Consider the following 21,919-nt stretch of genomic DNA (forward strand, 5'->3'; position numbering starts at 1 on the left):
GAAACAACAGTGTTTCATTGGTGTATATCCACATGATTAATTAACATACATATTCAGTAAGCTCAGTGAAAACGCATTATTTTATGATCAGCACCTTTATTAAAAAGCACAACCTAGACAATATTTTTGCTAATAATGCGCGGGACTATTTTGTTCCCCTTGCCGATGACATTAAAACACGGCAAGCAATCGCTAATAACACCTTTTTTATTGGACTTAATGGCTGTCAAGGCTCTGGCAAGTCGACTCTATCTGAATTTCTAAAGGAATATTTAAGTAAGACTTATTCGTTGGGGGTTGTTGTGATGTCTTTAGATGACTTCTACATTAGTAAAGACGACCGCCGGTTAATTGCTGATCAGTTTCATCCGTTATTCAATACCAGAGGAGTACCCGCAACCCACAATATGGCGGTGCTCAAAGCGGTGTTATTGGCACTAAAACATCAACAGTCCACAACAATACCCAGCTTTAACAAAGTAACTGATGAGCCCTCCCCTATATCTGCATGGACAGAAGTGGTTAGTGCTGTAGATGTGGTGATTGTTGAAGGTTGGTGTTGGGGCGTGACGTCGCAAACACCTGCACAACTTGCACAGGCAGTTAATTCATTAGAGGCCTTAGAGGACCCCCAGGCAAAATGGCGAACTCATGTAAATTTAGAGCTTTCGTTGAATTACCAACCTTTGTATCACTTAATGGATTGTTGGGTTATGTTAAAAGCTCCTTCTTTTGACAATGTATTGCCATGGCGTTTAGAGCAAGAACAGCAACTTGCAGCCGCTACTAAGAATACACAACCAACAAAATTGATGGATCAGCGTCAAATTCAACGCTTTATTCAGCATTTTCAACGACTAACTGAACAGGCCCTGGAAACCATGGCAAATAGTTGTGATCATGTATTTGAGCTCTCTTCTTCTAGAGCAATTAGTGCACATAGAGTAAAAAACTCATCAACTTAAACATAACCCTGTAAACTGGTGTTTTATTTGCCAATGAGAATGAACACATGAAACCAATCAATTTTATAATTATTGCTATTTTCACCTGCAGCTTAACTAAATTACATGCCCAAGAGCATAAAAATTCCCTTAACTTTATGAATGAACAGTTATCAAAGCAATTACTGAATCAAACATTAGTGCTTAGTGAGCCAAAGTTAGTTAAGGCTCAAGCCGAGTTGCTTCGTCAACACTATCATGCACTGGTGCAAAGTGGGTTCAGCAAAGATCAAGCCTTGCAACTTGTGATAGCAATTGCTGCTCGAGATAAAAGCTAACACCACAATTGACAAATAAAGAGCGTCGTTCTTTTAAGATGAGTTTTAAAACCTCGCACAGAGATCACAACTACTTATTTAGCGTGGTATTAGATGGCTAAGTTAAACTGAAAGCTATTCATTACCTTTCAGTTGACTTAACCACTCTACTTTGAGTGCTGTTGACATAAAACTGGCGTTAAAGCTATTAGTAACCAATTGCAATAAATGATGTTGCTCTATCGCAAGGTGGTCGATAACAGCAAAATAGTTGTCGTTTAAATAACCGCCGAAATAACTCGGATCATCAGCATTAATGGTGACCATCAAACCTAACTCAAGCAACACTAATATATTGTGCTGCTCCATATGATCAAATACTTTTAACTTGGTATTTGATAATGGGCATACTGTTAAGGGCAATTGTGATTGCTTAAGATATTCAATTAATTTTGGATCTTCGATACTACGAACCCCGTGATCGACTCTCTGTACATCTAAAGAATTGATTGCACCCCAGACATATTCAGGTGGGCCTTCTTCTCCCGCATGCGCCACCCGCTTCAATCCTAAACTCTTAGCCATTTCAAAAACCTGAACGAATTTCTCAGGTGGATTACCGAGTTCACCACTGTCTAACCCAACAGCGCAAATGTCTTCTAAATAGGGCTTGGCAGCTTGCAATGTTTCAATGGCACTTGCTTCGGATAGATGCCTTAGAAAAGACATAATCAGCAAGCTCGATTGCCCCCACTCTTGCTCTGCCTGTTGCATCGCCCGTTTAAAACCCGCCATAAAAATTTCAAACCCAATACCGCGCTGGGTATGAGTTTGGGGATCGAACATAATCTCTGCATGCACGACATTATCTTGTTTGCATTTAAGCAAGTAATGCCACATCAGCTGATAAAAATCATCCTCATCCTGTAGCACTGATGCGCCAAAATAATAAAGATCTAAAAAACTTTGCAAGTTTTCAAAATTGTAAGCCTGTTTCACCTCTTGAATGTTCCCATAAGGTAATTCAACCTGATGTTTCTCGGCTAAGGCCATCATTAACTCTGGCTCAAGTGAACCTTCTATGTGCAGGTGCAACTCTACTTTAGGCAAACTTGCCAGCCACATTTTCAATTCATTTTTGGTCATATTTCACCTGCTTTATTTACCAATAAGTCACCAAACTGAATAATAACTCTTTGCCAAAAAGAATTACCTGTTCATAATTTAGTTTAATCAAATCAAGCAACTAGAACGCATTGTTGCTATTGTTTTACAACTTTAGAATACATGATTAGTATATCTACATCATATGCCTGATTAATTCCAGACTAGATAGTCAAATGTGAACAAATTAGTTATATCCCTAAACAGCAACCCAGAGCGAGAACTATGTCAAATTTTCTTGAGCGATTTTTTAAATTAACAGAACATGGCACAAACCTTAAAACTGAATTTATTGCTGGGTTAACTACCTTTGCCGCTATGTCTTATGTACTGGTTGTCAACCCAAGTATATTGGGCGCTGGTGGAATGCCCATTGAAGGGCTCATTACGGTCACCGCTATTGCAGCTTGTTTAGGTACACTGTTGATGGCATTTATGACCAACTATCCCGTTGCTATGGCTCCCGGTATGGGGCTGAATGCTTTTTTCGCTTTTACTATTTGTTTAACTCGTGAAATTCCATGGGATGCAGCCTTAGGCATAGTGTTTTGGAATGGGATTTTATTCTTATTACTGTCTGTTACCGGTGTTAGGACTAAAATTGCCACTGCCATACCTGCGGCATTAAAAATTGGTGTGCAGTGCGGTATCGGGTTATTTATCGCTTTTATAGGTCTAAAAAATGCAGGCTTAGTGGTTGATAACCCGGCGACTTTTGTGTCTATTGGTAACTTATCTGAACCGGCAAGTTTATTGGCTTTGGCAGGTATTATATTAACCATTATCCTAGTTATCAGAAAGGTAACGGGTGCAATTTTAATTTCCGTTCTAGTGTTAACTTTAGTGGGTGCGTTAATTCCAGTTGGTGATGGATACCTTACTCAACATAGTAGCCAGTTCATCGGTTTGCCTGAAAGCATAAGCGGTACGTTTTTTGCCATGGATATTATGTATCCTGTGGAGCACTTAGCAGAAACTTGGGATCTAATTTTTGCATTATTGTTTGTAAACATGTTCGATACCATTGGCACATTAATAGGTGTATCGCGTCGCGCCAACTTACTTGATAAACAAGGGCAATTACCCAAAATGGGTAAGGCGATGACCGCCGATGCTGTCGCCAGTGTGATGGGGGCAGCCGTTGGTACCTCTCCTGTTACCTCTTATGTTGAATCCGCAGCTGGGGTATCGGCTGGAGGCAGAACTGGGCTAACATCAGTATTTGTAGCTATGTGCTTTTTACTGGCTTTATTTCTTACCCCTTTAATGAAAGTGATCCCATTAATGGCCACCACGCCCGCTCTCATAATGGTTGGAATACTCATGATGGACTCCTTCAGACAACTCGATTTTGACGACATCACCTCATTAGCTACAGCCACAGTCGCGCTATTAGCCATGCCTCTGACCTTTAGTATCAGCGAAGGTATTGCCCTTGGTTTTATTACCTACGTGGGCATAATGTTAGGCACAGGACGTTATAAACAAGTGACCTTGATCACATATGCCATGGCTGCTGTGTTTGTACTCAGATATGTGTTGGATTTGAAGTAGTAACGAGCTTGGCAAGATTTTTATCTTGAAAGTATGTATTCCAAGAAAAAACCGACTCAACTGAGTCGGTTTTTTCTTTATTACTGGTAGCTAGTCACTCGCCGCTCGAAACGCCTTCAACTAATACCAATTCATCCTAACAATTAGTCACTGGTGTTCTCCCTTTGGGCGAGGTTTAAAAGCACCTACTCTGCGTTGCCCGAACTTACAATAGAATAACTATTGCTTCATTCGAGCGCCTTGATTAGGTGCTTTTAAATCTCGCTGAGTGATCAATTGTTAGGAGGGACTGGTATAAACCGGAAAATTCGCTTTCCAATGCAAAGCAATTTGCTCTCTGGTACAGCACCACACTCGCTCGTGACTTTGGACATATTCAATAAAACGTTGCAATGCAGCCATTCTTGCAGGCCTACCAACAATTCGGCAATGTAAGCCAATTGACAACATTTTGGGTGCAGTTTCGCCTTCTGCGTACAACACATCGAAGGCATCTTTTAGATACTGATAAAACTGCTCCCCACAATTAAAGCCTTGAGGTGAGGCAAAGCGCATGTCATTGGTATCTAGTGTATAGGGAACCATTAACAAAGGTTTTGCATATTGGGTGTCATAATAGGGTAAGTCATCAGCGTAAGAATCGGCGCAATATAAAATATCACTTCTTTCTGCAATCAGTTTCAAGGTATTTGGGCTCGTTCTTCCCGTATACCAGCCAACAGGCTTGTTACCGGTTATAGCTTGATGTAGTTGTACAGCAGCATTAATCATTTTCTTTTCTTGGACTTCTGGCATATCTTGATAATGGATCCAGCGCATAGCATGACTGGCAATTTCCCAATCAGCTTCTAACATGGCAGCTACCGCTTCTGGATTGCGCTGTAGTGCCATAGTGACTCCAAATACGGTAATAGGTAAGTTGTAACGCACCAACATATTATATAAACGCCAAAATCCAGCGCGGCTGCCATATTCATACATGGACTCCATACTTAAATGCCTATTAGGATATGGCTGTGCACCTATTATTTCAGACAAAAAAGTTTCAGAGTGATTATCACCGTGCAACACACAGTTTTCGCCACCTTCTTCGTAGTTAAGTACAAATTGCAGCGCTATTTTGGCATTATTTGGCCATTTGGGATGGGGAGGATATTGACCGTATCCAATTAAGTCCCTTGGATATGCATGTTTCATTAAATACCTTATTTAAACTCTGTTGGAACAGCCAAACCACAGCCGGTCAAAATTAATCCAATGACATTATTTGTGGCTTCAGCAAAGTCACTCTGTGTCATAGGCTCACCTTTGAGTTCATTAATTTGAGCAGAAAAGTCTGCATAATGTTGAGTCGTAGCCCAAATATTAAATAACAAGTAATGAGGATTAGTTGTCATTAATTTACCTTGATCAATCCATTGTTTGATTACGTCTACTCGGCCTGCCATCCAAGATGCGTGTTGATCTTTAAAAAACGCGCTTAAATTTGGCGCCCCATTAATAATTTCGAGGGCAAAAATTTTCGATGCGTCAGGACGACAACGTGATATTTCCATTTTATCCGCAATATAGTGAGCTAAAACTTCGGCAGGATCATCACCGGCATTCGCTTCATCAAAACGACCATTCCACAGGCTTAGAATATCCTCTAATAAAGCCAAATAAAGCGACTCTTTAGACTTAAAATAATATAATACATTAGTTTTAGGGAGCTCTGCCCTGTCGGCTATTTGCTGCACTCTTGCCCCTTTAAAACCGTGTAACGCAAATTCTTTCTCAGCTGCGCTTAATATTTTGCTACGGTTAAGATCTCCTATACTGATTTCTCTATCACTTTTAGATGCAGACATTTGTTATTTAGTTTTCCTTTGTTAGAAGCATTACAGTCGCTGATATTAGGTTTAAAAATATCACCCAATCTAGGTGATTACTAGAAACATTAGCTTATAAGATCAATATCTTACACCACAACCTAAGTATGAAATTTTGAAATGAATTTAAAAACTTGACCAATTAGTCTAGTATGCATTGTAATTCTTGTCGCGAGTAAGGATAATACATTGTCGCCTGTCCCGAAGTCGGGTTACTCCTTACACTCTACATACTGGAGCGAAATATGATTAGCTTTTTGCTTAACAACGTAATTACCAACATAGAGACGGCCAAAGCTGATTTAACTTTACTTGAATACTTGCGTGACCAACAAAACCTAAAAGCAACCAAAGAAGGATGCGCCTCAGGGGATTGTGGTGCCTGCACTGTTGTTATAGCTGAAGTGATAAACAAGGGTGAGTCTGAGCCGAACAAACTAGAATATCGTGCAATTAACAGTTGTGTGACCTTTTTATCTGCCTTACATGGCAAACAATTAATTACAGTTGAACACTTGGCAAATGGCAAGGAATTACATCCTGTGCAACAAAGCCTGGTTGATCACCATGGCTCTCAGTGTGGCTTTTGTACACCGGGGTTTATTATGTCTATGTTTGCTTTGTATCAACAGCCAAATTTGCCAGACAGAGAAACCGTTATTCAAGCCCTTTCGGGTAATTTATGCCGCTGTACTGGATATCGACCTATTATTGATGCGACTTTAAGTGTGTGCCAAAACAAGGTGACGGATAAATTTCAACAAGCAGAAACCAAGACGCTTAAACAATTACAGGCTATCAATAAGCAATCTATTAGCACCGACAATTTATTAATCCCAACATCAAGACAACAGCTTGCCGCATACAAGGCTCAATATCCACAAGCGAAAATGTTTGCGGGCAGTACAGACTTAGCCTTAGAGGTTACTCAAGGACTAAAATCATTTGATAAAATGATCCCGTTGGGCGCATTACCAGAATTAAACCAACTGCTTGAACAACAGCAAGGATTGTTCATAGGGGCCGCGCTACCTTTAGGTAAAATTGAATCCAGTTTAATAAAACATTTTCCGCAGTTATCCGAATTATTATGGCGTTTTGCCGCCACGCCTATTCGTAATCAAGCCAGTCTAGGGGGCAATGTCGCTAACGCCTCACCCATTGGCGATATGCCGCCGGCTTTGTTGGCTTTGAACGCCATGATTCTCCTAGATGATGGGCAGCAAAAAAGAACCATAGCCGCAAAGGACTTCTTTATTGATTATCGGCAAACCGTTTTACAACCATCTGAATGGATTGAAGGCATTTTTATTCCTTATATTGATGACACTAACCACATCGGAGCATACAAAGTATCCAAACGTTATGAAGATGACATTTCAGCCGTAAGCGCGGTGTTTAATGTCAAAGTTGTAGACGGAATAGTGAAACAAATAGATAGCGGGTTTGGTGGTGTGGCAGCTATACCCGCAAGTGTTATTGCATTAAACGAAGCACTAGTAGGACAAAGCTGGTCGAGCCGTGAAGCCTTAGAAATAGGTTATGACATTCTTAAAGATGCGTTTTCGCCCTTAGATGATGTGAGAGCAAGTAAAGCCTACCGGGTGGCTATGCTCAGCAATTTATGGAAACGTTTCTGGTTAGAAACCAATCAAAAAAGTCAACAAATTCAAACCCGTGTAGTACATTTACCCTCTACTACAGCGGAGACAGGTCATGCGTAAACTGATTGAACCACCTCAAGTAGACTCAGCCCTTCAAGGCGTTGCCGGCAAGTCACATCAACATGAAAGTGCCGAACGTCAGGTAAGTGGCCAGGCCCGTTACGTTGATGATATGCCCGAAGCGGCAAACCTGCATCATGCCGCTGTAGGTGTAAGCTCTGCCTCTAGTGGCACTATCACATCTATCGACTTGTCACAGGTGAAAGCCAGCGAAGGCGTAATAGATGTGATCACAGTGGCAGATATCCCAGGGCATACTGATATAGGGCCGGTTTTCCCCGGCGATCCATTGCTTGCTGGCACTGAAATTTTGTACCACAGCCAACCTATATTTGCGGTGTTAGCCACTAGTGTTAACCTAGCGCGCCAAGCCACATTAAAAGCCAAGATAGAGATTTCAAGTAGCAAGCCCTGCTTGTCGATCGATCAAGCCAAAGCTCAAGACAATTTTGTACGCCCTCCTCACTTTATGCAGCAAGGCGATATGCAAAGCCGTTTTAAACAAAGTCCTATCCAGCTTAGCGGTGACATGATAATTGGTGGCCAAGAGCATATGTATCTTGAGGGCCAAGTGTCTATGGCCATCCCTGAGGAAGAAGACCGCATGCTGGTTTATTCTTCTAGCCAACATCCCAGTGAAGTGCAAAAACTCATTGCCGAAGTATTAGATATCAAACTTCACAAAGTTATAGTTGATATGCGCCGTATGGGTGGTGGATTTGGTGGCAAAGAGACCCAAGCCGCGCAATGGGCCTGCTTAGCAGCCATTTTCGCCAGTCGTAATAACGTCGCGGTAAAATTACGCTTGCCCCGCATGTTGGATATGATGGCCACAGGTAAACGTCACCCTTTTGAAAACAGCTATAGAGTAGCTACAAACGAACAAGGCTTAATTCAGGCAACTCATATCGAAATTAACGGCAATTGCGGCCATTCGCCAGATCTATCAGACGCCATAGTCGATAGAGCCATGTTTCATTGTGACAATGGTTATTACCTAGCTGATTGTTATATCGAAGGCCATAGATGTCGTACTAATCAAGTCTCTCATACTGCGTATCGCGGCTTTGGTGGCCCTCAAGGCATGATAGTTGCCGAGGCCATGATGGATGCCATTGCCCGTAAGCTAGGCAAAGATCCTCTCGCGGTTCGCAAACTCAATTTATATGGCCAAGACAGCAGAAACACCACCCAATATGGCATGCAAGTTGAACATAACTTGCTACCAGATTTAATCGATAAACTTGAAAGCTCAAGCGATTACCAGTTGCGCCGTAAGCAAATGACCGCGTTTAACCAAAACAGCCCCATCATTAAGAAAGGCTTGGCCCTAACGCCGGTTAAATTTGGTATTTCATTTACCGCCAAACATCTCAATCAAGCAGGTGCTTTGTTGCATATTTACACCGATGGCAGTATGCAAATCAATCATGGCGGCACAGAAATGGGCCAAGGTTTACACACCAAAATTGGCCAGATAGTTGCCAATGAATTTGGTGTCCCGTTATCTCATGTTGAAGTCACCTCAACCCGTACCGATAAAGTCCCTAATACGTCTCCCACTGCAGCGTCAAGTGGTACCGATCTCAATGGCAAGGCCGCACAAAATGCTTGTTTGCTTATAAAACAACGTTTAGCGGAATTCTATGCCAAACAAGTGAAGGGTGATGTACAACAAGTTAGATTTGAACAACAAAATGTTAAACTTGGCGATCACTCCATTGCCTTTAGTGAGTTGGTTCAACAAGCTTACATGCAGCGTATTTCTCTTTCGGCGTCGGGTTTCTACAAAACGCCTAAATTAAAATATGACCGGGCCACAGGTAATGGACGGCCATTTTTCTATTTCGCTTATGGTGCAAGTTGTTCAGAGGTCAGTATTGATACCTTAACGGGCGAATACAAAATTGAACGAGTCGATATTTTACACGATGTCGGTAAAAGCTTAAATCCTGCCATTGATATAGGTCAGATTGAAGGGGGCTTTATTCAAGGCATGGGCTGGTTAACCAGCGAAGAATTATTGTGGGATGATAATGGCAAACTTATAAGTAACAATCCCGCCACCTATAAGATCCCAGCCATTGGCGATACCCCAGAGATATTCAATGTCGACCTGTATCCTAGAGCTAACGACGAAGACAGCATTTATCACTCTAAGGCCGTAGGCGAACCGCCTTTTATGTTGGCGAATTCGGTGTGGTGCGCTTTAAAAGACGCCATATCCAGTATCACTGACTATCAAATTGATCCTGTGTTGCATCCTCCTGCCACCCCAGAAAAAGTCTACCATGCCATCACCCAAGCCCAAACTTGGATGGAGCTGCAGCCATGAGCCAACCAACAGTCATGAAGCCAACAACATGGTTTGATGCCCTGCATCTTTGTCAGCAGCAAGGTAAAGGTTATGTATTAGTTACCTTACTGGCCACTGCTGGATCAACGCCCCGTAATGGCGGCAGCAAAATGTTAGTATGTGATGACAGCAGCTACGACACAATCGGCGGTGGGCATTTGGAGTTTGAGATCATTAAACAAGCGCGGAGCTTGTTAGCAAACAATGCCACTACTCAGAAAGTTGAACACTACCCACTTTCCAGCAAACTAGGTCAATGTTGTGGTGGTGCCACCAATGTATTATTTGAAGTTTTTACTCAGCACACCCAGTATCTAGCTATTTACGGTGCGGGTCATGTGTCGCAAGCCTTAGTGCCCATATTAGCGCAGCTTCCTTTACAAATACGTTGGATTGATAACCGCCAAGAAATGCTTGATGATATTGCCAAGACAACTCAACCTAACAACGTAAAACTGCAAGCCAGTGAACACCCTGCTGACACTATTACCACCTTACCCAGTGCCGCTTGGGTTTTGATCATGACCCATAACCATCAGCTAGATTTTGATCTGGTGGCGGCGGCTTTGTCTCGCGAAGATGTGGACTTTGTTGGGATGATAGGCTCAGATACCAAAGCAAGGCGATTTAGAACGCGCTTAGAGCACCGAGACTTTCAACAAACTCAGATCGAGCGTTTAGTTTCTCCGGTTGGCATGTTAGATATCCCAGGTAAGCGTCCTATCGAAGTAGCTGTGTCTATAGCGGCGCAATTGATACATAGGCTTGCCCCAGAAAAAGCCTCTCATACTCAGCAAAAACAAGCATGGCGCGATAATAAGCAACTGATGCAATCCTTGGTAATACCCGAATGACACAAATCAATACCCCCCTAAGCGTACAGCAGTTAAATACACTTAATACCCAAGACAGCGAAAAGTGGTTTAGTCAATGCTGCGCCGCACCTAAGTGGTTTAAAGGGATGGCTCAGGCTCGGCCTTTCGCCGATTATAAAGCCGTTGTACAAATGGCAACGACTGCGTGGCAACAATGCACAGCACCAGACTTTCTAATTGCCTTTGAAGCCCATCCTATGATTGGTGATGTAAGCAGTTTGCGTAAGAAATACGCAGCCACAAAAAACATGGCCAGTAATGAGCAGCAAGGAGCAAGTGAGGCCGATGAACAATGCCTACAAAGTTTAGCCTCCGCTAATCGGCAATATCTAGATAAACATGGTTTTATTTTTATTATTTGTGCCACTGGCTTGAGTGCTAAGACCATGCTGGATGCCCTGACCTTGCGTTTATCCAATGATACCGCCACAGAAATAACCCTAGCCGCCGCAGAACAACTAAAAATTACCCTGCTTAGGTTACAAAAGGGGTTACAAAATACATTAAAAGAGGAAATACCCCATCATGAGCATTAGCCTTTCCAGTCATGTGTTAGATACCACCTTAGGTAAACCTGCTGCCAATATGAAATTGGCCTTAACAACCATAGATGGGCAAGTTATTCAGGCACAAACGGATAACGATGGCCGTTGTAATCAATGGCAAGACTTTGATTTTCAAGCAGGCGAATATTGCCTGCGATTCTTGACTAAAGACTATTTGCTGACACATCACAGTGAAGCTTTTTATCCTTTTGTCGATGTGCATTTTGAACTGAAAGAAAACGGCGGGCATTATCATGTGCCGCTGCTTATTTCGCCTTTTGGTTTTAGTAGTTATCGTGGCAGTTAGGTCAATTTTGTACGTTTTAACCATAGAGATATTCAATAAATGACAACCCAAGCATATCGTGCCTCTATTTTGCATTTTCCGAAACAAAGCCATAGTCCTAAACAAGACTATCAGTACTTTGATGATGGAATCTTAGTTACGCGTAACGGGGGAATTGAATTCATAGGTGAGTATAAACATTATATAAATCAATACTCTGAAGTAAAAATACAAGATTATTCAGGTAAACTGCTTTTACCAGGTTTTATCGACGCTCACTTACACTTTCCGCAAACAGAAATGCTGGCCAGCTTTGGTGAACAGCTACTGGATTGGCTAACCGACTATACCTTTCCGGTAGAACGTAAGTTTGCTGACCCAGAATACGCCAGTCATATTGCCAAGCTATTTATTAAACAATTACACCGCCATGGCACCACCACAGGCATGGTGTATTCGTCGGTACATAAGCAGGCGGCCGACGCCCTTTTTCAACAAGCTGCTAGGCATAATATGTTAATGATTGCCGGTAAAGTGTGCATGGACAGACATTGCCCTGACTGGCTCCAAGACACCCCACACAGTGCACAACAAGACAGCGCCGCATTAATCGATAAATGGCATAACCATGGCCGCTTAAAGTACGCCATCACACCGCGCTTTGCGCCTACTAGTAGCCCCGAACAATTACATGCTTTGGGTGAGCTTGCCCAGCAGTATCCAGATGTGTTTATTCAAACCCACTTATCTGAAAACCTGCAAGAAATCGCTTGGGTAAAGCAGTTATTTCCACAGCAAAAAAATTATCTGGATGTATACGACCATGTTGGCTTACTCAGAAAAGGCACAGTATTAGGTCATGGTATTCACCTCGAACAAGCAGAATGGCAGCGCTTACATGAATCCCAAGCCAGTATTGCCTTTTGCCCTACGTCTAATTTATTTTTGGGCAGCGGATTGTTTGATCTTGCAAAAGCGCAGCAACAACAGGTCAATGTTATGCTCGCCACCGATGTGGGCGGCGGCACCAGTTTTAGTATGCTAAAAACCCTAGGCGAAGCCTATAAAGTTTGCCAACTTAAAGGGGACCAAATGGATCCTATGCAAGGACTATATTTAATGACACAAGGCGCCGCGTTAGGATTAGGCCTAGAAGATAAAATTGGCAACCTAAATGTGGGAAGCGATGCTGACTTTGTTATCTTAGATCCAGAATTTGATGAGCTTAGTGCGTTACGTTTTGAACACCATCGCAGTCCGCAGGACATTATTTTTGCATTATCTATGTTAGCCGATGATAGAGCTATTACAGCTACTTATATAGCCGGTAAAGCCGTTTATCAGGCAACCCCAAACACTTTAGAAGGAGCACTGTAATGTTGCTTGATTGGATTTCGTTATTTCTTCGTTGGTTCCACGTTATTGCAGGCGTGGCTTGGATAGGTGCATCGTTTTACTTTATTTGGCTAGACAATAATTTGCGCACTCCGCCCGACTGGAAGAAGCAAAAAGGCATAAAAGGCGATTTGTGGGCCGTTCATGGTGGTGGGTTTTATGAAATTGCTAAGTATGAATATGGCCCAGAGGCCATGCCCGAAAAACTGCATTGGTTTAAATGGGAAGCTTACACCACCTGGATAAGTGGATTTTTGCTACTCAGTTTAGTGTATTACCACGGCGCATCGATTTACCTAATTGACAACGCTGTGATGGAATTAACACCTACCGAAGCCATCATCAGAGGTTTAGGCTTAATTTTCGGCGGCTTATTCGTTTACGAAGCTGCCTGTCGCAGTCCTTTGTCTAAATACCCGCAAATATTCGGCATAGCGTTTTTGATTATGCTTATGGCAGCCAGTTATTTAGCGACCCATTGGTTTAGTGGTCGCGGCGCATTTATGCACGTTGGCGCGTTAGTAGGCACAATCATGGCCGGCAATGTATTTTTCAAAATTATGCCCGCCCAGCGACTCATGGTAGATGCCGTAGCCAATAAAAAACAAGTCGACCCTAGCTGGGGTTTAGGGGCTAAATTGCGCTCGGTACACAATAATTACCTTACCCTACCCTTGTTATTTATTATGATCAGTAATCACTACCCTATGACCTACCAGCACCCAAATGCATGGTTGGTGTTAATGGCGATAGGTGTGGTGTCGGCGTGGATACGCCATTATTTCAATTTAAAACATATTGGCATATCCAGACCTTCTATTTTAATCACTGGTGCTATCGGTATGGTGTTGATTGCGGGTTGGGTGTCTAGACCTATCACGCCTGACCCTGACTTAGTGTCTACACAACCACCTGTGCCAGCCATTGCTCTCAATGAACAGCAGCAACAAGTGTTTGATGTGATGCAGACTCACTGTGCCAACTGCCATTCTGCAAAGCCTACAGATGAAATATTTGTCGTCGCACCTTTAGGATTAATGTTTGATACATGGCAGCAAATACAGCAACGAGCCGCGGTGATCCACAGACGAGCAGTTATCACCAAAGATATGCCTATGATGAATAAAACAGCTATGACAGATGCCGATAGGCAAGTGATAGCTGATTGGTTTGACGTCACCTCAAAACAATAATTAACCGGCAGAAGGTTTATCATATTACGATCGGGCTAGGGAGCTTTTACCCCTGTTGCAACCTAGCCCAAATACTTTACTAAACCTAGACTAAACACCAAAGGATACATTCAGGGGGTTTGACGCCATAAAGCGAATCCCAACAAAAGGTAAATTATTGATACATCTATAGATAATTATCTGTTCTAATTAGCGAAACAAAAATTAGGTTCAGCTGTTATGTTCGGTATTTTTAAACCCGCTCCACATATTCCATCACGTCCCAAAGACCAAATAGACAATGATTATAAACACCTGCGCTGGCAAGTGTTTATGGGCATTTTTGTTGGTTATGCGGGATATTATTTAGTCCGTAAGAATTTCTCTTTAGCCATGCCTTTCCTGATTGAAGAACAAGGTTTTAGCAAGGGTGAGCTAGGCTTTGCCCTATCAGCCGTGTCAATTGCCTATGGTTTGAGTAAATTTCTAATGGGAAGCGTATCCGACCGCAGTAATCCCCGTTTTTTCTTAATGACAGGTTTACTGATATCGGCCGGCGTTATGTTTATATTCGGCTTTACCTCTTGGGCTACCCAAAGTGTTAGTGCCATCTTTTTATTACTATTTTTAAACGGCTGGGCACAGGGTATGGGCTGGCCAGCGTGTGGCCGCACTATGGTGCATTGGTTTTCTGGCAACGAACGGGGCAAAACCGTTTCTTTCTGGAATATTGCCCATAATGTAGGCGGCGGGTTAATTGGGCCTTTGTCGATATTAGGCATGGCTTGGTTTAATGAATGGCATAGTATTTTTTATGTCCCTGCTTTTGCCGCCTCTGTAATCGCGGTATTTATCTTTTTCACCTTAAGAGACACGCCGCAATCTTGTGGATTGCCCCCCATAGAGGCCCACCGCAACGATTACCCTAAAGATTATGAAGCAGCCCATGAACAAGAGTTTAGTGCCAAAGAAATATTCTTTAAGTATGTACTGAACAACAAATTACTTTGGTATATAGCCGTGGCCAATGCTTTTGTTTACCTTATTCGCTACGGTGTACTTGACTGGGCACCGACTTACTTATACGAAGTAAAAGACTTTTCATTTAATAAGAGTTCTTGGGCGTATTTTTTATACGAATGGGCCGGCATTCCTGGCACCTTATTATGTGGTTACATTAGTGATGCTTGGTTTAAAGGGCGCCGCGCACCTGCGGCCATTTTATATATGGTATTAGTGTTAGGAGCCGTATTGGTTTACTGGTTTAATCCAGCGGGTAATCCAACTGTTGATATTATTGCCCTTATGGCGATTGGCTTCTTAATTTACGGCCCAGTAATGTTAATTGGCTTATTTGCGCTAGAGCTAGTACCTAAAAAGGCAGCGGGCACTGCGGCAGGATTAACTGGCTTGTTTGGTTACTTAGGAGGCGCTGTGGTAGCCAATATAGCCCTAGGTTATACAGTGGATCACTTCGGCTGGGACGGTGGCTTTGTATTGCTAGTAGGTGGCTGTATTTGCTCTATCTTATTGATTGCAATGACCTTAAAACACGAAGTAGCCCATGAGAGCAACCAAGCCCCTGTGGCCAATTAACACAAGGCCGGGCTCGAAGAACACCATTTGAGACAATGGCCATAACGTTGTCTCAAATGGTACAGCTGTGTTATAATCACTTTAATCTATTAAGGTGAGTGATATGCAAGCTCTGAAAACAGCAAACAATCAAACAGTAATTATGAAAGCCTATATTAATGCCTATAAATCGATGGGAATTTCTGATGTTCAAGCGGCAAAATTAATAGGTGTGGGCCGCTCTACATTATTACGTAAACTCAGTTTCGACACTGGCTCCAAACAAAGTGAACTTCAGATCCTTTTTATTCGCCTGTATCGCTCATTATTTGCGTTATTTGGTGGCGATACTATGGCAATGAAACATTGGTTTGAGCATAAAAACACACATGTTCGCGGCGTACCTAAAGAGTTGTGTTTTACAGTGACAGGTTTAGTCAATATCAATGCCTATTTAGATGCGCTACGAGGCAAGGCTTGAATTTAGATGAACTGTTAGAGATTTCTGGAGGATTACGGGCGTATAAAAATTCGGTATGTCGCATGGTTGAAACCCAAGAATATGCGGCGACCTTATCCTTAGTTGATGACCTTGAAGAGCAAGCCATTTTAGAGCAAATTTTGGATGACTTTAAACCTAGTTACGCTGAAGGCACAGAGTCACTACATTACCTTATTGCCACTCCCTTTCGATATCCTCCTTTAGAGTACGGGTCCCGCTTTGGTACATTAACCGAGCCCAGTTTTTTCTATGCCAGCGAGTCTATTTCAACCTGCTTAGCTGAGGCTGCTTTTTATCGTTTTTATCTTATTGCAGGCACCGAAGAGCCCTTCCCTAAGATCATACAGTCGGATCACTCATTATTTTTTGTTCAGGTTTTAAGTCACCATACGTTAGATCTAACTCGGATCTCACAATCTGACATAGTCCAGCAATTAACCCACCCTGGATCCTATCAATTTTCGCAACAAATCGGGAAACTCGGTCGTCAAGCGGGAGCAGATATATTGCGCTATTTTTCAGCGCGCTCACAAGTTCAAGGTATCAATTTAGCCATCGACAACCACAAGGTTATTCAATCTACAAAACCTGAAGACAAGTTAGAATATATCTGCCAGACCGATCCTCAAGCTGGGATAGTGCGGTTTTGTCAACCTCGGGCCTTTCCAGTGACGTTTACCCAAGAGCAATTCTTGCATAATGGAAAAATGCCCTCTTTATCCTGACCGCGATTTAATTATCACCTAAGGGTTGCCGGTTTGCATCGAGCATACCGGTCAGTAACACTTCACCTTTATCATTTAATCGAAACACGCCATAGCGAGCATCTTGGTATATCGCCCCATCACCTTCTTCGAAGAAAAAAGCATTAGTGGCAAATTTAATCTTGTTATTGCGTATTCTAAACTGCAATTTTCTTTGATTGGAACTGATAGCTTGTTCATTATTAATACGAACAAATTGTGCGACTTGATTTATATCTTTTTCAACTACAACAAAACCGTCATATGTTAAAGAAAACACGCCTTTCCCTGCATTAGCTGGAAAGTTTTGTTGTTGGGGGGTATCGGTAGCAAAGATGGCTTTTTGAATGGCATCACTAAGCTCAAAACGCAAAGCCATATAATCCCCTTGCATCAAAGAGCGAGGATCCACAGGCGCAAGCTCTAGAAATATCTCTTCCCCTTTATCTAAATGGGTCTGTTTCTGCCAAATAGCGAAATTAACCAAAAATATAATAGTCATTCCCGTTAGCAGCACCACAATATTAGTTTTCATGATCTGCCCTTAGGTTAGATAATGCATTGCATATATACGCCAGTAATAATGCCGTTGTCCCTAACCCGGCCAAAATAAATGACTTATCGAGTAATGAAATATCCAAAAGATAGTAGTAGGCAGAGATATTTAAAATGGCCGAGAGCATGCCTAACACCCATAAAATTTTATTTTGAGTGGCAAAACCAAGGATGATGATTAACAGACTAGACACAATGCCATGAGCAAAAAAAGAGCCAATACAAAGCAATACAACCAGCGCCGCAGCAAAGCATTTTTCGCCCGTGTTTAATATTGTTGTTTTATGCCTAACAAGTTGCTGTAAAATGAACAGAAGTACCAATACATTGAGCCCCTCATCAATCCATTGATTAACATCAGGCAGTGAGGCTTGATCCCAGAATATCCCCTGACCAATAAGCAGCGCCATAGTTTTAAACTGAACTAAGCCAACAACTATTCCGTAGGCCATACTTTGCAACTTTCGCACCTGTTGGCTAAAGGTAAATTCTCGTAACCACATATTGGCAACGACTAACAAAACAAGGCTACTGAAATAAGACACAGCACCGGCTTCGAACATAAAGAAAGACAAGCAAAATGTCGCAAAATACGCCGACAACATAGCATGAATGTAGCTGGGCATACACATTGCCAAACCTGCATGTAACATGGTTAACAGCAACCAAGCCCATAATGTCGGTATGTTGCCATATTCAAATAAAGCAAAGGCAATAAGCGCCTGGCCGGCAAAACTCACCGCTAATCCTAGATGCGCAACAAACTCTAATTTTGATGAAGATAGAAGGCCATAACTTGCGGCAATCATTAGCGTCCCGACTATGCTTAAGGCAAAAAGGTTATCGAATAAACTGCCCATCCCAACGGCCAAAAAACCGAGAATAAAAATAGCTGCCAGCCAACCACAAAAGCCCATTAGCGTTTTAATATACCAAGGGGGATCTTGCTCCTGCTTGTCCTTTACAGCTACTGTAGTTATTAATCCTTGCTGCTTGAGTGACTCCAGCCATTGCTGAGAATTTTTCATAAGCGAGACACCTTACTCAAGCCTTTTAGCCAAACCGTTAAATAAGTACCGCCTGCAACGGTAACAGAAGTTAAAATCAGAAAAGAAAAAGCATCAAAACTATCAGGTAAGATCTTGATTAACAAAGCATTGCCTGCAACCAAAATTGACAGGGACCAAACTGCCAACATAAATACATTCAAAGTACGGTAACGGTAGATATAAAATAGCGCTCCCGCCCAACCGCACCAAATCAGCACTTGAATCGGTCTATCATCAAATAGTGCTTGGGAAAATACCCACAAACCAAAATAGCTGCTTACTAAGGCTAACCAATTAATTGCCCAGCCTTTGTTTAAAAAAGAATATTTAACCACACTTACTTGCCATACAAGCAAAGCTAAAGCATTGAATAAAAACAAGGGCCAGTTATAGCTGAGAAACCCACCAAAGGTTTGATAATAGAGGCCGACAGAAAGGTTCAATAATTGTAACCACAGCACCCACATAACACTAGAGCGGCTAATAATAACCCAAGGAGTGGTGACTATTGCCCAGTTAAAAAATAACTGCCAAGGGTCGGCGCCAGTTTGATAAGTTTGTCCAAATAGCGCCATTAATGCGCCCACTAATAACATACTCACCACTAAACTAGCTTGTTTGAGTTTATTATCATGCTTACATTTGACAAAACTAACCATTGCCATCACTAAAGCAATTTCTACTAGGGCAAATTTAGTCATGCGCCCTATATCCTGCCAATTGGCGGCAATAAAAAATATAACACTGAACGCCAATGCCATAGCGCCGAACCAAAGTAACATAGTTGCGATAAAGCCTTGCCACTGTTTCGCAGAGGGAGAGATTTCGCTTGAAGCTAAGGCATCAGGGCTCTGCTCTAAGCTAAGATATTTTTGTTCAATCAAATCAGCGAAGGTACGCCGCGTTTCAGAGGCGTGTGGGTCAATCATACTTAGCTCCTATAACAGTAATGGCAGAGAAAACATCATGAGAAATCATAGGCTGCTTTTTTCAAAATAGTTGGAGGTTAGCCTTAGGCTTTATGCACACTTATCACCACAGATTTATAGGCAGGGGTATTACTCTTATCAGCCACGGCGCTAAGTGGGATCAAGTCATTGGTTTCTGGGTAATAAGCCGCAGCGCAGCCTCTAGGAATAGCATATTCGACTAAAGTAAAATCTTTAGCTACTCGTGTTTTTACCTTCTCATTTGGCCAGTGGCTATGTATATCAACCTGCTGCCCTGCCTTAAAACCTAATTCTGCTAAATCATCTCCATTGATAAAAACAACTCGGCGGCTGCCATATATACCTCTATATCTATCATTATTGGTGTACACAGTGGTATTAAACTGGTCGTGACTACGAATAGTCATCATCAATAAGCAACCAGCCGGCACCAAAATAGACTCAATGTTATGTACCACAAAATTTGCCTTGCCACTTTGGGTAGCAAACTCCCGTTTATCTCGTACAGCATTAGGCAACTCAAATTCGCCTAGTTCATCGATACGTTGATTAAAGTTTTCAAAACCCGGGACCACTTGCGCAATGCCATCGCGAATAACGCGATAGTCGTCTTGCATATGTTGCCAGTTAATTTGGCTGTTTTCTAAGGTTCGCTGAGCTAAACCGGCAACAATGGCCACTTCACTTTTTAGTAAATTTGAAGCCGGAGGGATTTTACCGTGAGAGGTTTGCACTACCCCCATTGAATTTTCCACTGTCACCGTTTGAATGCCAGAGGATTGCTGATCAATTTCGGTGCGCCCAAGCGCTGGTAAAATGAGGGCATTTTTCCCCGTATACAAATGAGATTGATTGAGTTTTGTGGATACTTGCACCGTTAATTCACAGTTAGCTAACGCCTGTTTGGTAGCTGTATGGTCAGGAGTAGCGCGAAAAAAGTTGCCGCCTAAGGCAAAGAATACTTTCACTTGCCCTTGTGCCATAGCTTGAATAGTTTCAATACTGTCGTAGCCATGCTCGGTTGGCACATCAAAGTGATAAGTTTGTTGTAATCCATCAAGAAAAGCCTTGGAAGGCTTTTCCCAAATGCCCATAGTACGGTCGCCTTGAACATTGCTATGGCCGCGCACTGGGCACACTCCTGCGCCAGGTTTGCCTAAATTGCCTTGCAGCATTAAGAAGTTCGTCATCAGCTGAATATTAGCCACAGCATTTTTATGTTGGGTCATACCCATTGCCCAGCAACAGATTGTCTTTTTTGAGCCACAGGCAATATCTGCCGCCTGATTAATTTGCTGTTGGGTTAAGCCACTGTGGTGTTCGATCTTCTCCCAAGACGTTGCCAATATATCTTGCCTAAAGGTGGAAAAACCTTGGCAGTATTCAGAAATAAAGGCTTTATCTAGCACCTCTTGGCCGGCTTCGTCTCTTTCAATCAGGGCTTTACATAGGCCTTTTAATAAAGCAATGTCACCATTAATCTTTACCGGTAAATATAGATCTCGTAAGGCGGTCCCCTCGCCTATTACACCTTGTACTTCTTGAGGGTTTTTAAAGCGTTGCAAACCCGCTTCGTCCAAAGGATTGACCGCGACTATTTTTGCTCCTTGGCGCTTAGCCGCTTGTAGCGAACTCAACATTCTAGGATGGTTTGAGCCAGGATTTTGACCAAATATAAAAATGGCCTCACTATGCTCTAAATCTTCTAACGATACCGTACCTTTACCCACACCTATAGTTTCACTTAATCCCACACCACTTGACTCGTGACACATATTTGAACAATCGGGTAAATTATTGGTGCCAAACTCTCGGACAAATAATTGATATAAAAACGCCGCTTCGTTACTGGTGCGCCCAGAAGTATAAAAGGCAGCTTGGTTCGGTGAGGTAAGTTTCTTTAAATTACCTGCTATAAGCGTTAAGGCATTACTCCAGCTGATTGGTTGATAGTGGCTTGACCCTTCTGCTAGCAATAACGGCTCAATAAGTCGACCTTGATCATTTAACCAACGATCGCTTTTTTGTTTTAAATCATCAATGCTGTGACTAGCGAAAAACTTTGCTGTGGCGCGTTTTAACGTCGCTTCATCTGCCACCGCTTTGGCACCATTTTCGCAAAATTCAAAAGTGGAGCGTTTTAATAAAGGGTCAGGCCAAGCGCAACCTGGGCAATCAAAGCCTTCTATCTGATTTAGCTGTGCAAGTAATTTAGTCCCTTTGATTGGGCCGACTTTAACACTGACATTTTTATATGCCGATGCAACAGCAGGCACGCCTGCAGCCCAATCTTTTTGGTCGGTGATTTGAATATTTCTCACTTCAATAGGGTTGTTCTTCAT

Annotated in this window: 20 protein-coding genes; 13 read left to right on the top strand and 7 right to left on the bottom strand. The window is 42.4% G+C overall.

All coding sequences use genetic code 11. The features are described from left to right. The first annotated feature begins 83 nt into the window (after nt 1-83). Nucleotides 84-965: a kinase gene (locus Q0688_RS06925; protein ID WP_299074508.1), complete on the top strand. Its 882-nt coding sequence runs from the start codon at nt 84-86 to the stop codon at nt 963-965. Between the two features lie 47 nt (nt 966-1,012). After that, nucleotides 1,013-1,282, top strand: a complete 270-nt coding sequence (locus tag Q0688_RS06930) for a hypothetical protein (protein ID WP_299074510.1) — start codon at nt 1,013-1,015, stop codon at nt 1,280-1,282. 114 nt (nt 1,283-1,396) lie between these two features. Here Q0688_RS06930 and Q0688_RS06935 read toward each other — a convergent pair whose 3' ends face one another. Next, complete coding sequence (locus Q0688_RS06935; protein ID WP_299074512.1) at nt 1,397-2,407, bottom strand: adenosine deaminase; 1,011 nt, start codon at nt 2,405-2,407, stop codon at nt 1,397-1,399. A 243-nt stretch (nt 2,408-2,650) separates the two neighbouring features. On the opposite strand from Q0688_RS06935, the gene Q0688_RS06940 reads away from it, so the two are divergent. Then, nucleotides 2,651-3,979 (top strand): NCS2 family permease, encoded by a 1,329-nt coding sequence (locus Q0688_RS06940; protein WP_299074514.1) that lies wholly within the window; start codon nt 2,651-2,653, stop codon nt 3,977-3,979. 279 nt (nt 3,980-4,258) lie between these two features. Here the strand turns inward: Q0688_RS06940 and puuE are convergent, their stop codons facing one another. Further along, the gene (gene puuE, locus Q0688_RS06945; RefSeq protein ID WP_299074515.1) at nt 4,259-5,176 is read right to left on the bottom strand and encodes an allantoinase PuuE; all 918 of its coding nucleotides are present in this window, start codon (nt 5,174-5,176) and stop codon (nt 4,259-4,261) included. A gap of 8 nt (nt 5,177-5,184) precedes the next feature. Then, a complete protein-coding gene (locus Q0688_RS06950; protein ID WP_299074517.1) occupies nt 5,185-5,829 on the bottom strand; it encodes a TetR/AcrR family transcriptional regulator in 645 nt (214 codons plus the stop codon). Between the two features lie 266 nt (nt 5,830-6,095). Between Q0688_RS06950 and xdhA the strand changes: the two genes are divergently transcribed. From xdhA to Q0688_RS07000, 10 genes are all read left to right on the top strand, one after another. Further along, entirely contained in the window at nt 6,096-7,574 is a 1,479-nt protein-coding gene (gene xdhA / locus Q0688_RS06955) for a xanthine dehydrogenase small subunit (protein WP_299074519.1), read from the top strand. Further along, entirely contained in the window at nt 7,567-9,909 is a 2,343-nt protein-coding gene (gene xdhB, locus Q0688_RS06960) for a xanthine dehydrogenase molybdopterin binding subunit (RefSeq protein ID WP_299074521.1), read from the top strand. Before xdhA ends, xdhB begins: the two co-directional genes overlap by 8 nt. Next, the gene (gene xdhC, locus Q0688_RS06965; protein ID WP_299074523.1) at nt 9,906-10,784 is read left to right on the top strand and encodes a xanthine dehydrogenase accessory protein XdhC; all 879 of its coding nucleotides are present in this window, start codon (nt 9,906-9,908) and stop codon (nt 10,782-10,784) included. Before xdhB ends, xdhC begins: the two co-directional genes overlap by 4 nt. Then, nucleotides 10,781-11,341, top strand: a complete 561-nt coding sequence (gene uraD / locus Q0688_RS06970; RefSeq protein WP_299074525.1) for a 2-oxo-4-hydroxy-4-carboxy-5-ureidoimidazoline decarboxylase — start codon at nt 10,781-10,783, stop codon at nt 11,339-11,341. Before xdhC ends, uraD begins: the two co-directional genes overlap by 4 nt. After that, nucleotides 11,331-11,657, top strand: a complete 327-nt coding sequence (gene uraH / locus Q0688_RS06975) for a hydroxyisourate hydrolase (protein ID WP_299074527.1) — start codon at nt 11,331-11,333, stop codon at nt 11,655-11,657. Before uraD ends, uraH begins: the two co-directional genes overlap by 11 nt. 39 nt (nt 11,658-11,696) lie before the next feature. Next, entirely contained in the window at nt 11,697-13,013 is a 1,317-nt protein-coding gene (gene guaD / locus Q0688_RS06980; RefSeq protein ID WP_299074529.1) for a guanine deaminase, read from the top strand. Continuing rightward, on the top strand, nt 13,013-14,224 hold the full coding sequence (locus Q0688_RS06985; protein WP_299074530.1) for a urate hydroxylase PuuD: 1,212 nt from the start codon (nt 13,013-13,015) through the stop codon (nt 14,222-14,224). Before guaD ends, Q0688_RS06985 begins: the two co-directional genes overlap by 1 nt. A gap of 219 nt (nt 14,225-14,443) precedes the next feature. Then, a complete protein-coding gene (gene glpT, locus Q0688_RS06990; protein ID WP_299074532.1) occupies nt 14,444-15,799 on the top strand; it encodes a glycerol-3-phosphate transporter in 1,356 nt (451 codons plus the stop codon). A 103-nt stretch (nt 15,800-15,902) separates the two neighbouring features. Next, entirely contained in the window at nt 15,903-16,259 is a 357-nt protein-coding gene (locus Q0688_RS06995; protein ID WP_299074535.1) for an MbcA/ParS/Xre antitoxin family protein, read from the top strand. After that, a complete protein-coding gene (locus Q0688_RS07000; protein ID WP_299074537.1) occupies nt 16,256-17,005 on the top strand; it encodes an RES family NAD+ phosphorylase in 750 nt (249 codons plus the stop codon). Before Q0688_RS06995 ends, Q0688_RS07000 begins: the two co-directional genes overlap by 4 nt. Before the next feature lie 7 nt (nt 17,006-17,012). Here the strand turns inward: Q0688_RS07000 and Q0688_RS07005 are convergent, their stop codons facing one another. The 4 genes from Q0688_RS07005 to Q0688_RS07020 form a co-directional block, all read right to left on the bottom strand. Continuing rightward, nucleotides 17,013-17,558, bottom strand: coding sequence for a GDYXXLXY domain-containing protein (locus tag Q0688_RS07005; protein WP_299074539.1), 546 nt, complete (start codon nt 17,556-17,558; stop codon nt 17,013-17,015). Next, entirely contained in the window at nt 17,548-18,606 is a 1,059-nt protein-coding gene (locus tag Q0688_RS07010; protein WP_299074541.1) for a DUF4401 domain-containing protein, read from the bottom strand. The genes Q0688_RS07005 and Q0688_RS07010 overlap by 11 nt, the downstream gene beginning before the upstream one ends. Continuing rightward, nucleotides 18,603-19,556, bottom strand: a complete 954-nt coding sequence (locus Q0688_RS07015) for a DUF2157 domain-containing protein (RefSeq protein ID WP_299074542.1) — start codon at nt 19,554-19,556, stop codon at nt 18,603-18,605. The genes Q0688_RS07010 and Q0688_RS07015 overlap by 4 nt, the downstream gene beginning before the upstream one ends. An 83-nt stretch (nt 19,557-19,639) precedes the next feature. Further along, the gene (locus tag Q0688_RS07020) at nt 19,640-21,919 is read right to left on the bottom strand and encodes an FdhF/YdeP family oxidoreductase (RefSeq protein ID WP_299074543.1); all 2,280 of its coding nucleotides are present in this window, start codon (nt 21,917-21,919) and stop codon (nt 19,640-19,642) included.

Origin of the sequence: uncultured Paraglaciecola sp. (assembly GCF_937123705.1) — a bacterium.
Lineage (GTDB): Bacteria > Pseudomonadota > Gammaproteobacteria > Enterobacterales > Alteromonadaceae > Paraglaciecola.

What these genes read in the sequence shown, in the direction of transcription:
- uraD (WP_299074525.1), top strand. Translation starts at nt 10,781, where the DNA reads ATGACACAAATCAATACCCCCCTAAGCGTACAGCAGTTAAATACACTT.
- xdhC (WP_299074523.1), top strand. Translation starts at nt 9,906, where the DNA reads ATGAGCCAACCAACAGTCATGAAGCCAACAACATGGTTTGATGCCCTG.
- Q0688_RS06935 (WP_299074512.1), bottom strand. Translation starts at nt 2,407, where the DNA reads ATGACCAAAAATGAATTGAAAATGTGGCTGGCAAGTTTGCCTAAAGTA.
- guaD (WP_299074529.1), top strand. Translation starts at nt 11,697, where the DNA reads ATGACAACCCAAGCATATCGTGCCTCTATTTTGCATTTTCCGAAACAA.
- Q0688_RS06950 (WP_299074517.1), bottom strand. Translation starts at nt 5,829, where the DNA reads ATGTCTGCATCTAAAAGTGATAGAGAAATCAGTATAGGAGATCTTAAC.
- uraH (WP_299074527.1), top strand. Translation starts at nt 11,331, where the DNA reads ATGAGCATTAGCCTTTCCAGTCATGTGTTAGATACCACCTTAGGTAAA.
- xdhB (WP_299074521.1), top strand. Translation starts at nt 7,567, where the DNA reads ATGCGTAAACTGATTGAACCACCTCAAGTAGACTCAGCCCTTCAAGGC.
- Q0688_RS07010 (WP_299074541.1), bottom strand. Translation starts at nt 18,606, where the DNA reads ATGAAAAATTCTCAGCAATGGCTGGAGTCACTCAAGCAGCAAGGATTA.
- Q0688_RS06925 (WP_299074508.1), top strand. Translation starts at nt 84, where the DNA reads ATGATCAGCACCTTTATTAAAAAGCACAACCTAGACAATATTTTTGCT.
- xdhA (WP_299074519.1), top strand. Translation starts at nt 6,096, where the DNA reads ATGATTAGCTTTTTGCTTAACAACGTAATTACCAACATAGAGACGGCC.
- Q0688_RS06985 (WP_299074530.1), top strand. Translation starts at nt 13,013, where the DNA reads ATGTTGCTTGATTGGATTTCGTTATTTCTTCGTTGGTTCCACGTTATT.
- Q0688_RS06995 (WP_299074535.1), top strand. Translation starts at nt 15,903, where the DNA reads ATGCAAGCTCTGAAAACAGCAAACAATCAAACAGTAATTATGAAAGCC.
- Q0688_RS07015 (WP_299074542.1), bottom strand. Translation starts at nt 19,556, where the DNA reads ATGATTGACCCACACGCCTCTGAAACGCGGCGTACCTTCGCTGATTTG.
- Q0688_RS06940 (WP_299074514.1), top strand. Translation starts at nt 2,651, where the DNA reads ATGTCAAATTTTCTTGAGCGATTTTTTAAATTAACAGAACATGGCACA.
- glpT (WP_299074532.1), top strand. Translation starts at nt 14,444, where the DNA reads ATGTTCGGTATTTTTAAACCCGCTCCACATATTCCATCACGTCCCAAA.
- Q0688_RS06930 (WP_299074510.1), top strand. Translation starts at nt 1,013, where the DNA reads ATGAAACCAATCAATTTTATAATTATTGCTATTTTCACCTGCAGCTTA.
- Q0688_RS07020 (WP_299074543.1), bottom strand. Translation starts at nt 21,919, where the DNA reads ATGAAGAACAACCCTATTGAAGTGAGAAATATTCAAATCACCGACCAA.
- puuE (WP_299074515.1), bottom strand. Translation starts at nt 5,176, where the DNA reads ATGAAACATGCATATCCAAGGGACTTAATTGGATACGGTCAATATCCT.
- Q0688_RS07005 (WP_299074539.1), bottom strand. Translation starts at nt 17,558, where the DNA reads ATGAAAACTAATATTGTGGTGCTGCTAACGGGAATGACTATTATATTT.